9 protein-coding genes are annotated in these 14,335 nt (G+C 75.2%); 1 reads left to right on the top strand and 8 read right to left on the bottom strand.

Annotated elements, in window-relative coordinates; genetic code table 11:
* Window positions 1-76 precede the first annotated feature (76 nt).
* From fxsT to AB0C62_RS04475, 8 genes are all read right to left on the bottom strand, one after another.
* Window positions 77-3,088, bottom strand: a complete 3,012-nt coding sequence (gene fxsT, locus AB0C62_RS04510) for an FxSxx-COOH system tetratricopeptide repeat protein (protein ID WP_362969573.1) — start codon at window positions 3,086-3,088, stop codon at window positions 77-79.
* 196 nt (window positions 3,089-3,284) lie between these two features.
* On the bottom strand, window positions 3,285-5,045 hold the full coding sequence (locus AB0C62_RS04505) for an HEXXH motif-containing putative peptide modification protein (protein WP_362969720.1): 1,761 nt from the start codon (window positions 5,043-5,045) through the stop codon (window positions 3,285-3,287).
* On the bottom strand, window positions 5,045-6,169 hold the full coding sequence (locus AB0C62_RS04500; RefSeq protein ID WP_362969719.1) for an FxsB family cyclophane-forming radical SAM/SPASM peptide maturase: 1,125 nt from the start codon (window positions 6,167-6,169) through the stop codon (window positions 5,045-5,047). Before AB0C62_RS04500 ends, AB0C62_RS04505 begins: the two co-directional genes overlap by 1 nt.
* Before the next feature lie 365 nt (window positions 6,170-6,534).
* Entirely contained in the window at window positions 6,535-6,747 is a 213-nt protein-coding gene (gene fxsA, locus AB0C62_RS04495; RefSeq protein WP_362969572.1) for an FxSxx-COOH cyclophane-containing RiPP peptide, read from the bottom strand.
* Between the two features lie 59 nt (window positions 6,748-6,806).
* Window positions 6,807-10,109: an SAV_2336 N-terminal domain-related protein gene (locus AB0C62_RS04490; RefSeq protein ID WP_362969571.1), complete on the bottom strand. Its 3,303-nt coding sequence runs from the start codon at window positions 10,107-10,109 to the stop codon at window positions 6,807-6,809.
* 7 nt (window positions 10,110-10,116) lie between these two features.
* Window positions 10,117-11,145 (bottom strand): MoxR family ATPase, encoded by a 1,029-nt coding sequence (locus AB0C62_RS04485; protein ID WP_362969570.1) that lies wholly within the window; start codon window positions 11,143-11,145, stop codon window positions 10,117-10,119.
* Between the two features lie 157 nt (window positions 11,146-11,302).
* On the bottom strand, window positions 11,303-13,432 hold the full coding sequence (locus tag AB0C62_RS04480; RefSeq protein WP_362969569.1) for a trypsin-like peptidase domain-containing protein: 2,130 nt from the start codon (window positions 13,430-13,432) through the stop codon (window positions 11,303-11,305).
* Window positions 13,429-13,875, bottom strand: coding sequence for a CU044_2847 family protein (locus AB0C62_RS04475; RefSeq protein WP_362969568.1), 447 nt, complete (start codon window positions 13,873-13,875; stop codon window positions 13,429-13,431). Before AB0C62_RS04475 ends, AB0C62_RS04480 begins: the two co-directional genes overlap by 4 nt.
* Before the next feature lie 161 nt (window positions 13,876-14,036).
* On the opposite strand from AB0C62_RS04475, the gene AB0C62_RS04470 reads away from it, so the two are divergent.
* Entirely contained in the window at window positions 14,037-14,222 is a 186-nt protein-coding gene (locus AB0C62_RS04470) for a DUF6104 family protein (RefSeq protein ID WP_007266501.1), read from the top strand.
* The last annotated feature ends 113 nt before the right edge of the window (window positions 14,223-14,335 follow it).

Below are 14,335 nucleotides of genomic sequence, written 5' to 3'. Positions count from 1 at the left end.
GTCCGCGTGGACTCGGGCCGGGCCCTTCGGCGTTCGCCTCCCGACGGCTTCCCGCACGGGGCAGGGGGCGCCGGGCTCAGGTGGACTGGGGCTCGAAGTCCCAGTGGGGCCGGTTGCGGGAGCGGGCGGAGATGGTGTGGACGTGCCGGGCGCCGAGGGTGGCGTCCAGGTCGGACAGGGCCTCCTGCTCCACCTTCTCGGCCTCCTGACGGTCCGCCATGCCGCGCAGGTCGGCGGCGAGCGCGACGCGCGCGGAGAGGGTGAGCGGGTGGGTGCGGCCGAGGGTCTCGGTGGCCCGGGCGACCGTCTGCCGGCTCAGCTCCGCGGCCGGCTCGGGGCCGATGACGAGGTTGCGCAGCGCGGCGGCGTTCAGGGCGCAGCCGAGCGTCCAGGGGTGGTGCTCGCCCACCGCGGCCGTCATGTCGGCCAGCGCCTGCTCGACGACCTCGTGGGCCTGGTCCCACTCCCCGACGCCGCGCAGGATCAGGGCGTGGTTGGCGCGGGCGCCGACGATGAACGGGTGCCCCTCGGGCAGCATCACCTCGTACCGGGCGAGGACGGCCTCGCCGATCTCCCGGGCCTGGTCGATGTCGCCGTGCTCGCGGTAGAAGCAGCTCGTGCCGACGGCGAACCGGAGGGTCTGCGGGTCGGTCTCGCCGAGGACCCGCTCGCAGCGCTCCAGCACACCGGCGAACATCGCGCCCGCCGCGCTGCGGTCGCCGGTGCGGTACTGGCACAGGGCGAGGTTGTGCTCGGCGTCCAGGGTCTGCGGGTTGTCGCGGCCCATCACGTTGCGGTGCTCGCGCACGCTGGCGCGCTGCGCGGACTCGGCCTCGGCGTACCGGCCGAGGAGACGCAGGTCCGTCGCGTAGGAGATCTCCGAGTACAGCGTCCAGGGGTGCCGCCCGCGCAGCAGCAGGCGCCGGGACTCCAGGGTGCGCAGGTCGGCGTCGTGGGCCTCCTGGTACCGGCCGAGGAGGCGGAAGGAGACGGCCAGGTTCTTCTGCGCGTTCAGGGTGCGGGAGTCCGCGTCGCCCAGGAGGTCGCGGTACAGCGCCAGCAGCCGCTCGGAGAGCCGCAGGGACTCGTCGTAGCGGCCGAGACCTCTCAGGTCGGCGGCGAGTCCGCCGAGGGCCCGCAGATGGTCGAGGTCCTGCTCGCCGCGCTGCTCGTACAGGTGCTCGACGGTGGCGCGTTCCAGGACCTCGGTGGCCTGGTAGTCGCCGGCGGCGCGGAGCAGGTTGGCGTAGTGGTACGTCAGTTCCCACACGCGCGGGTGGTTCTCGCCGAGGAGCGGCTTCCAGGCCGCCAGGGCGCGCTCGCCGAGCTTGGTGCCGGCCCGGTACTCGCCCGAGATGTACATGTAGCGAAGGCAGTTGAAGACCAGCGACTGCACCGCGGGGTCCCTGCTCTGCAGGACGTCCGCGAACTTCAGGTGCGGGACGATCTCCGCGTAGCCGGGCCACAGGCGGGTGTCGGTGGGCCGCCGGGGGTCGGCGGCGGCCAGGGCCCGCCGGACGACGTCGACGAACTCACGGCGGTCCTCGTCGGGCATGTCCTTGTGGACGATCTGGTGGACCATGCGGTGCAGGTAGAGCGACTCGCCCGAGGAGGCGGTCTCGTCGCCGGCCGCCTCGTGGGACTCCAGGCGGACGACGGAGTACTGGCGGAGCTGGTTGATCGCCCGGTTCCACAGCAGGGGGTCGTTGAGCAGGCCCGCGATCTGTTCCGGGAGCTGGTCGTGCGGCATCTCCTTCAGGAGGCGCACGGGGATGAAGCCGGGCGCGAAGAAGGTGCACAGGCGCAGCAGGTCGACGGACTCCGGGACGGTGTCGCGGAGTTTGTTGAGCAGTATCGACCAGGCGGTCTGGAAGGCGACCGGGAAGTCCGCGGAGATCTTGACGACGTCCTGGTCGATGCCGCCGTCGAGGAGGGCGATGTACTCCTGGACGGACAGGTCCGAGTCGTTGAGCCAGCCGGCCGTCTGGTCCAGCAGGAGGGGCAGGTCCTCCAGCGCCTCGGCGAGCTGGTCGGCCTCGGGCTCGGTGAGGCGGGGCGCGCGGCGGCGGATGAAGGCGACGGACTCGTCGCGGTCGTAGACCGGCACCTCCAGGAGCTTGCTGTTGTGCTCGCTCCACTCGGGGTTGCGCGAGGTGATCAGGACGTGTCCGGGTCCGGTGGGCACGAGGTCGTAGATCTGGTCGGGCTCGTCCGCGCCGTCCAGGATGAGCAGCCAGCGGCCGTACGGCTCGCCGCGGCGCAGCGAGTCGCGTACGGCACGCAGCCGTTCGCCGTACTCGGCACCGGTGCTGAGGCCCAACTGCGGTGCCAGTTCGGCCAGTCGGCGGCGGTAGGTGACGCGCTTCTCGGCGTTGACCCACCACACGACGTCGTACTCGGAGCCGAAGCGGTAGACGTACTCGGCGGCGAGCTGGGTCTTGCCGACGCCGGACATGCCGTGCAGGGTGACGACGCCGGCGCCGGGCTCGGCGCCCTGGAGCAGGTGGTAGGCGTCGTTCAGGAGCGGCTCGCGGCCGGTGAAGCGGGTGTTGCGGCGCGGGACGCCGCCCCAGACCTCGGGCATGGCGGCCGGGTAGCGGGGACCGTGCCGGTCGCTCCCGGTTGCTTCCGGCAGCGGGTCGAAGGGCAGGTCGAGGCGGTCGAGGACGCGGCGTTCGGCCTCGTCGGCGCCCATGTTGTTCAGGTCGACCGCGCCGAGTACGGCGGTGGCCGTGGGGACCGGGCTGGTGGTGACGGACACGGCGGCGAACCGGGACGGGTCGGGGGCGACGACCTCGCGCAGCGCGGTGTTCCACTCCTCCTGGGTGCGCGGGCCGAGCTGGAAGTACCACTCGCTGACCACGATCAGGATCCGGCCCTGGGCGAGGGTCAGGTCGCGCAGCAGGTCGACGAGCGGGACCTCTGCCGGGGAGTCCCAGCGCTGGTAGACCACGCGATGGCCGCGCCGCTCCAGGCGGTCGCCGATCCAGGCGGCCCAGGCCCGGTTGAACCCGGCGAAGCTGATCGTGACGGTCTGCTTCACGGCCCCCCTCTCGGCTGGCCGGACCGGCGTACGAGCTCCAGACATGCAGCGGCCTCCCCGCGCGTGATTTTAGAACCGCCGCGAGGGCCTGCGATAGGGCGCCGACACAGCCGCCCGCCGCCTGCCCACGGTCCTTGGTCAAACGTGTTCAGCGACGATCTTGGCGCACGGAGGGGCCCGCGTCCGGGAAGCTGCGGCTTTCGGCGAGGATGGCTCGATCCGGCCGGTGGCGTGAAGGTGTTCACCGGCCCGGCGTGTGCCGCTGTGTCCACAGGGTGCGGGCGGCCCGTACGTAGGCGGTGGCGCGCGCCGCCTGGCCGCGCGGCGCCGGCTGCTCGGCGAGGCGTTCGTAGGTCTCGACCAGGCGGTCGACGAACTGGCGTCCCCGCGGGGTGAGATCGCCGGATCCGACGAGGGCGGGCAGGACGGCCCCGACCTGCTCCTGGTAGCGGGCGTGCCGGGCCCAGGCGGCGTCCCGGTGGGCTGGGTTCGGGGTGGTGAGCGCCGTGCGCTGGAAGAAGTCGGCCAGCGCGAGGTGCGAGTAGGCGCCCTGCAACAGACCGTCGTACGGGCGCGGGTCGGGACGCCAGGGCGCGAAGTGCCGTGCCTCGGTGCCGGCGTGATGGAGCGTCACCATGTCGCTGAGCGCCGCGAGTTTGGTGTGCTGGATCTCGTGGACGAGGGTGGCGGCGAAGGCGGTGGCCGTCGCCGGAGTGCTGCTCAGGACGGCACCGAAGGCCTCACGGCGGGTGCCGCTGCAACTGCCGCCCGCCCGGCCCGGCACCGCACCGGCGGGTGGGGAGAGGGGGACGAGGCAGCGCAGCAGGGCCGCCGCTTCCGTGAGGCGCCGCTCGCCGCCGAGCCCGAGCGCCGCCGCCGTGCCGGACCAGGCGTGCAGCCAGTGCTTGCGGTCGGCGTCGTCGAGGGTGACGGGGCCGCTGAGCGTGTGCGGCCGGGGTCCGCCGCGCGCCGTCCGGTAGGGGTCGAGGTCGTCGAGCGGCACGGACGGGGAGCCCGGCAGCAGCCCCGGCAGCGCGTACGCGGGGGTCCAGGCCGCCGCCTCCGACCAGGCGCCGACGCCGCTCTGCACCTGGACGACCACGTCGGCCTCGCCGGGTCGCCGGAACGTCAGCCGTCCCCGCCGGTGCACGAGGCTCACCTCGGTGTCCCCGGGACGGCCGGTGCGCAGCGCGCCGAGCGAGGGCAGGGTGAGGACGCCGTCACGCGCGCTCAGGCGCACGGCGCAGGACACCCCGGCGCGGACGGCGGCCACGGCGGCGAGCGCCCCGAAGTGGGCCAGCGCGCGGGCCGGTTCGCGGAGGTCGCGCTCGGCGCTCGGGCCGGTCACGGTGTCGAGTCCGCGCAGGGCGTCACGGGCCCAGGGGCCGGTGAAGGGGTGCAGGAGCAGGGACCGGACGCCGGTCGGGGGTGGGCCGGGGAGAGCGGGGGCGGAGGTGTCGTGGCGGGTCCGGTGCGGGGGGCGGGGTGGCGACGGGGCGCGGTCCGCCGTGACCCGCCGGTGTTCGTCACCGGTGAACCGTCCGGCCAAGCGCTCGGCCACGACGGCGTCCGCGTCCCGGGTCGGCCGTCCGGCGGAGGGCCCGGACACGGGACCGTCCGCACCCCGGGCCGGCCGTTCGGGCATCGGCTCGGGGACGGCGCCACCCGCGGGGCCGAACACCCCGCCGAACAGGCCCGCTTCGCCGGCACCGGCTCGGGAGGGCCGCATCGCTCCGGGACCCGGTCCGGCCGACCGGCGCGCACGACGAGCGGCCCGTTCCAGGCGTTCCGCCTCCTCCAGCAGGGCCCAGTCCGCGTGCAACCGGGCCAGCGCGGCGGCGGGCAGGACCCTCGGGTCGGCGGCCTCCGCGGCGTCGAGGACCGCGCGGAGCAGGAGCAGCCGTCGGGTGTGCTGGTCGCGCACGAGCAGCCCGAGGGTCTCGGGACCGCCTTCGGTGCGGCCCAGTTCGGTCAGGGCCCGCTCCGGGACCGGCGGCAGGATCACGGGACGCCTCCTTCGGAAGCGGCGGGGACGGCGACGGCCCCGGCCAGTCTCCCCGCGACGTGCCGGATGAAGCGCTGGAGGTCGGCGCAGTAGACGGACGGGTTGGCGAAGCCCTGCCCGGCCCGGTAGCGGTGCGCGTAGTGCCCGCCGCCGCAGACGGTGAGCAGCGGGCAGGCCCGGCAGTCCGCCGCGAGCGCGGCGGCGCCCGCCTGCCGGGCGGCGATCCCGGGGTGGCCGAGTGCCTCGTCGAAGCCGTGCCGGAAGACGTCGAGTCCGGTCTCCGCCGCCCCCGCGTAGCAGGACTTCAGGGAGTCGACCTGTTCGATGGAGCCGTCGGTCTCCACGACGACGGCGTCGAACGGCGCGAGCCCGAGCGACTCGGTGGCGGCGGGCAGCCCGAGGAGCAGCGCGAGGCACTCCTCGAAGAGCCGGACGCGCGTCTCCCGCCGCCCTGCTCCCCACCAGCGGTCGAAGACCGCGCACAGCCAGTCCCCGTACGGCGTCGCTCCGGCAGCCCAACGCAGCGGTGGGGCAGACCAGTTGCCGTGCGGGAGCAGCAGGTCGAGGGTGGGCGGCCGCAGCGCGAGCAGCGACTCGTACAGCTCGACGGGGTCCGTCGCGGGGTCCACGACCGTGAGGATCCCGGCGTACGTCCCCGGGTGGTGTGCGGCGATCAGGCGGGCGCCGCGGGTGGCCGCGGGCCAGGAGGGTCGTCCGGCGCGGTCGGTGCGCAGCGTGTTGTGCTCGGGCAGGCCGCCGTCCAGGCTGATGCCGACGCGGATGCCGTGCCGGGCGAGGACGGCGAGCCGGCGTTCGGTGAGCAGGGTGGCGTTGGTCTGCACGGTGGCGTGCACCGCGCAGTCGTCCGGCACCAGATGGCGGACGCGGTCGGTGAACCGGGCGAGCGTGCCGGCACCGGCGAGCAGCGGTTCGCCGCCGTGCAGGACCAGGGACAGGGCCGTCGAACCGTGGGCGCGGGCGTGTTCACCGATCCGCCGGGCGGTGTGTTCCAGGACGGCGGGCGGGGTGGCGGCGGGGCGGTCACGCCAGCCGTGGTCGGGGCCCTCGTAGAGGTAGCAGTAGCGGCAGGCGAGGTTGCAGCGGCCGTGCATCTTGACGATGAACTGCCGGAAGGGAAAGGGCGGTTCACCGACGTGTGCCGCCTGGGCGGGTGACGGGACGGGACCCGGCGGGCGGGAGGTCGCGGTGGCGCGCGGACCGGGATGTGGGGTGTCCCGGTGCGGGGTGGACGTCGTGGGGATCGCGGAGGTCACCTCTTCCGACACTCCGGCACCCCCATGACGTACGGCCCCGCGGTTCCGCGGCGCGCACCGCGCCTCGGCCCCTGCCCGTACGGGGCGGCATTCCCGGGCGGGGCCCGGACACAAACGCGGCGCGCCGGAAGTTGTCCGGTTCAGTCACCGGAGCGGACCGGAACTGACGTCTTGCGCAGCCGCGTCGGCGTTCCACGCGTCCGTCCCGTCCTTCAGAAGGAGTTGTTGAACCCCCACAGGGTCTCGCTGGGCTGTGCGGCCCGTTCCCGCAGATCGGCCAGCACCTCGTCCAGCACCGGGTGCCGGACGGACCGCAGTTCCGCCAGGTCCAGTTCCAGCAGGTCGGGCAACTCCGCCGCCCCCCGCGGTTCCGGCGGGCGGTCCCCCGTGTCGTCCGCGTCCCGTGCTTCGTCCCGTACGCCCATGTCTTCCCCCTGGGTTTCCCTGTCGCCGCGCCGGCGGCCGCCGGCGGGCACCTGCTCGTTCACTCCAGCTCGGCCAGCCGCTGCGCCGTCTGCCGGGCCGTCGGCTCGCCCGTGCTCAGGGTGCCCTCCGGGAGCCTGGACCACTCGGTGCGGGCGGCCCGGTATGCCTCGCGCGCGGCCCGCGGCCGTGCCGCCGCCTCGTAGGACATACCCCGCCAGTGCTGCGCCCGCGCCCCCAGTTCCACGGCCTCCTGACGCTGCCGCTCCGTCTCCGCCCCCCCCTCGGCGTCGCGCGCCGTCTCGGCGGCGGCCCGGAAGGCGTCGACGGCCTCGTCGAGGCGTGCCTTGCGGCCGAGGCTCTGGTACGCCTCGAACTGCGCCTGACCGAGCTCCAGCCAGCAGCGCGCGGTGGTCAGCGGCGGGCCTTCCTCCAGCGCCGCGAGCCCGAGGAGGTGCTCGGCCTCGCGCAGGTCGACCCGGTCGCCGCGGGCGCGGTAGCGCAGCATCAGGGCGCGGCCGAGCAGCAGCAGTCGGTGGGCGAGGTCGCGGCTGCCCGCCGGGGTCTCGGCGCGGCAGTCGCGCAGCACCCGGATGGCCCGGGACAGCGACTCGGGTCCGCGGTCCAGGACGGCGCGGTGCAGCAGTGCCTCGCCCCATTCGGCCAGGACGTCGGCGTGCGCGGGGGCGTCCCGGGGTACTCCGCGGGACGCCTGCTGGAACCGGTCGGCGGCGTCCTGGAGTTCACGGGGGTCGCCGCTCTCGGCGTACCGGGCGACGTGGATGCGGCCGGCCCGCACGTGCAGGGCGGCGCGCAGCCCCTGGTCGCGGGTCAGACCGAGCGCCTCGTCGACGTGGGCACGGGCGTCGTCGAGCGGGCCGCCGGACCGCAGGAGCGCGTCGACGAGGTCGAGGAGGATCCGGACGCGTGCGGTCTCGGCGGCGACGCCGGGCGCGCTCGTGGGGCCGGGTTCGAGGGCGGCGCGCAGGGAGTGGGCGCCCTGTTCCGCGTAGAGCCTGGACTGTTCGTGGTCGGCCGTGGCGCCCGAGAGGCGCAGCAGGACGCGGCCGTGGGCGAGCGGGAGTTCGGGCGGGCGGGGCTGCTCGTCGGGCCAGGCGTCGGCGAACGCCTCCAGCATGCCGACCGCGCCCTGTAGGAGGGCGCTGTCGCCGCCGAGGCGCCACTGCGCCTCCAGGGCGCGGACCCGCTCCAGGGTGAGCCGCAGGGCCTCGGCGTCCTCCAGGCCGGGCGCGGCGCAGGCCACCGCGTACTCGCGGTCGGCGCGGCGCAGCAGGTCGAGTGCGCCGCGCCGGTCGCCGCGCCGCCTGCGGTCGGTGGCGGCGGCGTGCAAGACCCGTGCGAGAGCGGCGCGTTCGCGCAGGGCCCGGGGGTGCGCGACGGCCCGTTCTGCGGCGGACTCCGCCTCGCGCAGCAGGTCGGCGCCGCCCTGTACCTCCCACAGCCGCAGCACGCAGGTGGCGTACTCGGCCCACAGTTCCGGGTCGGCGCCCGCGGGCCGTTCGTGTTCGGTGGCGCCGCGCAGCAACTGGACGGCGTCGATGAGGTCCTGCACCATGCCGTCGCTGTCGAACTGGCCGACCAGGGTGCGGGCCCGGATCACCGCGGCGTGGGTGGGCCGCCCGCCGGGCAGGTCGTCGCGGCCGCGCCCGCCGTACAGCGCGAACTGTTCCGGCAGCGGCATGAACCGCTCCAGCACCCGCGCCGCGACCTCGGCGAAGGGCTGCGGTACCAGGGTGGCGCCGGCGTTGTCGCCGTTCTCGCCCGCGTATCCGGTGCCGGGCGGGTACGGCCGTCCGGAGCCGCCGTCGCCGAGCTGGGCGAGCGCCAGGGCGGGGAAGTTGGGGCCGCCCCTGCCGAAGCGGTACTCGATGTACTCGGAGCAGTGCTTGAGGACGAGCATCGCCTCGTCGCGGCCCAGGGGTGACAGCAGGGCCTCCTGGACGCCGGGCGCGAACTCGTACCACTGGGCGCGGTCCTCGCCGTGGTCCTCGGCCTTGGCGCGCGTGACCAGTCCGCTGAGCAGGACCTCCGCCAGTTCGGAGGGTCCGGAGTCGGGCAGCATGGTGCGCTGGACGAGCTGCATCACGGGGAGGCTGAGGGGGGCCGCCGCGAGGTATCCGGCCAGCCTTCCGGCGGCCTTGGAGGCGGTGGACCGGAACCGGCTGACCAGTTCGAGTCCGGACAGCCGCCGCCCGGCACGGGGGCCCTGGGCCGGCCCGTGGTCGTGCCGGACCCATCCGACCGCGCCGGCGACGGGTCCCGCGCCGGCCCCGGACAGCAGCCGCGCCCAGGCGCCGAGGGCGGTGGGCTCGGGGGGCAGGACGGGCACCGGCAGGGCGCCTCCGCGCGCCTCCGGCGGGGTTCCCGCGGGCAGCCGGACCTTCAGCGTGGCGGCGCCCGCGAGGGCTTCGCCGCGCGTCAGCCGGCCGTAGGACACCGGCAGGCGGGTGCGGTTCCACATGCGCTGCGGCAGCGGCTGGAGCACCGCGACGGGGCCGAGCCGTGACAGGTGGTGGAGCAGCCGGTGGGCGCGGCCGCTGTGCCACAGGGGGCCGGCGCAGTCGCTGACGAGGAGGGTGACCCGGCGGCCCGTGGGGTCGCTGAGCCGGTCGGCGGAGTGCAGCGGGGCGGCGCCGGGTTCGGGGCTGCGGCTGACGGCGGGCTCACCGTCGGGCCCCTGGTGCAGATGGCTGACCTCGACTCCCCAGAAGGCGCCCAACTGGGCGAATACCTGCTCCAGTTCGGTGAACATGCGGTCCCAGACACGCATCGACGAGGAGGCGTCCATCACCAGCTGGAGCGCCGCGTCCGCTCGGGTGACACCACGGAACACCGGCAGGACCAATCCGCCCGCACGGGCGCTGAGTTCGGCGGTCGCCGTCTCGTCGAGGGTGGTGCGCAGGGGAGGCGCCGCGGTCCGGTAGCCCTGCAACGGACGTAAGGCGCGCTGGAGTTCGAGCGAGGAGGGGAACGCGGGCGCGGCCGGTACTCCGACCGGCAGCTGCGCCGCACGGCCCCGCACGGGCCCGTGGGGCGCGCCGTCGCGCGGGACCGGGTACAGCGCGACGCGCCGGTCCGTGCCGCCGTCCGGCCGGGGCGGACCGGTCCCGTCGCCGGGCGGCGGCCGATCGGCGTCCCGCCGGTCGGGCCGTGCGGGAAGTGGGTCGTCGCCCGGCGTCACCGCGCCGTCCGGCGGCGCGCTCCCCCGCCCGGGCTCCACCGCGTCCGTCGGACGGGACCAGCGCGCCAGCCAGAGCGCGTCGGCCAGTTGTCCGGCGTCGGGATCGAGCCCGATCTGCCGCATCCGGGCGATGAGTTCGGCGATCGGGTCGCCGCCGGGCATCAGCGCGTCACCTCGGGCGGTCGAGTCGCTGGATGAGCAGGTCGGCGAGCCGGTCGCGGCTGGGCGGGGCGGCGGCGTCGGTGAGGTAGATGGCGTTCAGGAGCTGGTCGGCGGCGACGAGTTCGCTGCGCGAACGCTCCAGGAAGTGGGTGATGAGGTCGTCCCCGGCGCGGGCGGCCTCGTCGCCGAGGTGGGCGCGCACGAAGGTGGCGAGCCGCTTGTGGTCCGGTCGGCCGAGTTCGAGGTGGATGCAGCGGCGCATCAGGGGGGCCGGGAAGTCGCGCTCGCCGTTGCTGGTGAGGACCACGAAGGGGAAGGCGCGGCAGCGCACCCGTCCGTCGCGGACCCGTGCCTTGCTGCCGTCGGCGGTGAGCACCTCGGCCTCGCCGCCGGGCAGCCGGTCGGCGACGCGCTCCAGCTCGGGAATCGCGAACTCGCCCTCCTCCAGGACGTTCAGGAGGTCGTTGGGCAGGTCGATGTCGCTCTTGTCGAGTTCGTCGATGAGCAGCACGCGCGGGGTGTCGGACGGCAGCAGCGCGGTACCGAGCGGGCCGAGCCGGATGTAGCCGCCGATGCCCTCGACGGAGCCGGGGGCGCCGGGCGCGGCCGGGTCGGTGCCCTGGGGTGCGGCGATCTGCACGTCCTGGAGCCGGGCGATCGCGTCGTAGTGGTAGAGCCCGTCCTGGAGCGTTGACCGGCTGACGATGGGCCAGCGCAGCACGTTGCCCAGACCGAGTTCGTACGCGACCGAGTGTGCGAGGGTGCTCTTGCCCGCGCCGGGGCTGCCGGTGACGAGCAGCGGGCGGCGCAGGTACAGCGCCGCGTTGATCATCTCCAGCTCCTCGGCGCCGGGCCGGTGCAGTTCGGCCAGGTGCCGGTGCGCGCCCAGCCTGCGGTCCTCGGAGCCGTCGGCGCCGGCTCCGGCCGTGTCCCGGCTCGCGAAGTCGCGCCACGGCGGCGGGGCCGGAAGGCGGTCCAGGCCGTCGTGGGGTTCGCCGGCGCCCCGGTAGATGAGCCACTCGCTGGATTCGGTCATTGCCCAGTCCTCGTCGTCACTCGTCCACCACGGCAGCCGTCGGAGTCTGCATCACCGTATCGACCCTCGGGAGGCCTCGTAAGGTCCCAAGGCGGGCTCACGGCAGCCCACTTGGGCTCTCCCGGCGCATCACGCGACCACGACCCGGCCGGCGCGGTCACGGCGCCTCCAGCAGGTCTCCGGTGCCGGGCAGGGGCCTGCGGGGATCGTCGTAGAAGAGGGCGATCCCGTCGGCCCAGTAGGTCTCCGGTTTACCCGCCCGCAGACCGGCGCGCAGCGCGTGCACCAGCTCGGGGAGCCGGTCCGCGCCGCCCGCGCCGGCCACCGTGTCGCCGGCTCTGCGGTGGAACTCGCCGCAGACCGCGTCGGCCTGCCCGCGCCAGCGCCGCCACAGTGCCACCCCGTAGCCGCCGTGCACGATCCGCACGAGCGCCACCCGGTCGTCCTCGAAGCGGTGGTCGCCGTAGCGGCAGAGGACCGGGACGGTCCGGTGCGGCAGCCCGCGCAGCGACTCCGCGGCGGGCACGGGCACCCGCAACCCGTCCTCGCAGTCGAGGACCTCGGCCTGGGCGCCGTGCGTGTGGATCCACTTCCAGCGCGCCTCCCGCTCGTGCCGCTCCTCCTCGGGCAGCGGCTCCTCCTTCCCGTCCGGGAGGCCGCTCCCGTCGCCGGGATCGGGCAGTTGTTCCCGGTCGGCGCAGCGCACGACGACGGGGCGGTGCGCGCCGAGCGGCGGCTCGTCGGGGCCCAACTGCCAGGCGTCGACGTCGAGTCCGAGCAACAGATGGGGCAGCGCGACCTGGAGGTCGGCGGGCCGCCCGGGTTCGTCGCACTGGCGGAAGGCCTCCGCGAGGGCCGGTGCGACGACGGCCGGCAGGTCCTCCAGCGGGGTGCGTTCGCCGTCGCGCAGCCGCACCACCTCGCCGGTCGGCCGGCCGACCGCCACGTGCCAGTCGCAGCGGCCCGGCTCCCAGCCGAGCTGCTCCAGTTCGAGCAGGACGAACAGCCGGGGCGCACGGTCGGCGCTCCGCGTGGGTGCGCGCGCCGCTCCTGCTCCCGCCGCCGACGGGCCGCGCGGCGGCAACTGGAGCCGCTCGATCCACTGTTGGCCGAGGCGGCGCCGGTAGCCGGGGCCCGGGCGGCCCTCGGCGGTCTGCCGCACCCACTCCCACAGGGCCCGCTCGGCGGCCTGGGTGCCCGGGGTGACGAAGGGCCGCTCGGCGGACATGGCCCGCATCGCGTAGTCGAGGACGAGGTCGAGGGCGGCGTCCTGGCGGGAGCTCTCGTACAGCGCGCCGAGGCCGTCGCGCCAGCCGCGCGGCGCCGGGTGCGGGATGGCGGTCTGGTCACCGAGGAGGGATTCGAGCAGGCCGAGGAGGGCGCGGGTGCTGACCGGCGGCGGCAGGTCGGCGAGCCGGCCGAGCAGTTGGGTGCGCTCCTCCGGGCTCAGCGCGCGACCGGGGCGGGCTCCGAGCTGGTTCTGCACGTCGGCCCAGGTGCTGCGGTCGGTGTCGGGATGGCGCTGCCGGTCCCGGTGGTAGCGGTCGTGGGCGTGGAAGACGGCCTGGTATCTGTCGTCGTGCTCGGCGCGCGGCTCCTCGGCGGGCACCGGCAGGGACCGTAACTGCTCGACCCCGGTGCAGGTGCCCCCGAGCCCGCGGTCCGCGCGCGACTTGAGGACGCCGACGACCTCACCGCGTACGGGATCGACGACGGGGCCGCCCGAGACGCCGGGCGGCAGCACGTCGCCGCCCAGCCGGATCTGCTCGTCGTCGGACCAGCCGCCGAGGGTGCCCTGTACCGTGCAGGTGCCGCTCAGCCGGCGCAGCTCCCCGCCGACCACGGACCAGCCGGAGTAGAGGACGACGGCCTCCTCGTAGTAGGCCGCCGGGCGTTCGGTGACGTACGCGCAGTCGTGGTCCACGGGTTCGCTCAGCCGCACCAGGGCGAGGTCGGGCGAGGGCCAGGTGCCGCGCACGGGGAGGCCGACATGGTCCGGGAGGGCCGTCGCCACCACTCCGGCGACGGCGGACGTGCCCCGGCCCGGCCCTGTCTCGTACACCACCGTCACCTCGCCCCCCTCCCCGCTCCGGACCACGTGCGCGCAGGTCAGAACCCAGTTCGGAGCGATGAAGAAGCCGCTCCCGAGGAACGTGCCGGGTTCGTCCAGGGCATACCCGGCGCCCGCGCGATGGATGCGTACGGTGGCCGCCATGACGAGGTCGTGCAGCGCACGCTGGCCGTTGCCCGGGCCGCCCGGTGCGCCCGGGGCGTGCCCGTCCTTCATGCTCCGACCCCGCCGGGGGCGTCGTCGGCGCCGCCGTGCGCCGGGGCGCCGGGAGACGCGCCCGCGTGCGGGAGGGTCGTGGTGTCGTCCAGGTCCGGCGGGCCGCCGTTCCACGTGAGCGTCACGGTGATGCCCGCCTTGGCCTCGCCGTCCGCGAGCAGGCCGACCACCTTGCCGGCCTTCGCGGTCAGCTCGATGCCGAACTCGACGCTCACCTCGTCGGGCCGCACGGCACGCAGCGGCGCCGCGAGCGAGCGAGCGACGCTGGTGATGACCGAGTGCAGGCTCTCGACCTGGGCCTCGACCCGGTCTCCGAAGGCGACGTCCGACAGGGACAGCTCGCCGGACTGTTCCTCCAGCTCGTCGGCGCCCGAGATCCGGGCCCACACCGGTGTCCCGTCCGGCATCTCGATCCGTGCGATCCGGGTCACTGCGTCACCCATGGCATCCCCCGTTCCCCACGCCCCCGTGGTACCGCCGACCTCGCAGGCTAGCCGCAGGTCCCCGCGCACGACAGAGGCCCTTCACGGGCACAGCGGCCCGCCTATCCTTTTCCCAGCGCGTCCCAGCGTTCCACTTCCCCTGCACCGACGGAGCACCATCCATGTACTTCACCGACCGCGGCATCGAGGAACTTGAGAAGCGGCGCGGCGAGGAAGAGGTCACCTTCGAGTGGCTCGCCGAGCAGTTGCGTACGTTCGTCGACCTCAACCCGGACTTCGAGGTCCCGGTGGAGCGGCTGGCGACGTGGCTGGCCCGGCTGGACGACGAGGACGAGGACGACGAGTAGCCCCGCGCTCCCCTCGGCCGACCCTGGCCTGCCGCTCCTGCCACGCCTGCCGGTTCCTGACCAGTCCGGTGCCGGGCCGGCTCCGGTGCGGTCCGGCTCCCGTCCCCCGGCCG

Origin of the sequence: Streptomyces sp. NPDC048643 (assembly GCF_040650615.1) — a bacterium.
GTDB lineage: Bacteria > Actinomycetota > Actinomycetes > Streptomycetales > Streptomycetaceae > Streptomyces.
Note: the sequence above shows the minus strand (reverse complement) of the source record. Positions and strands in the feature narration are given on the sequence as shown.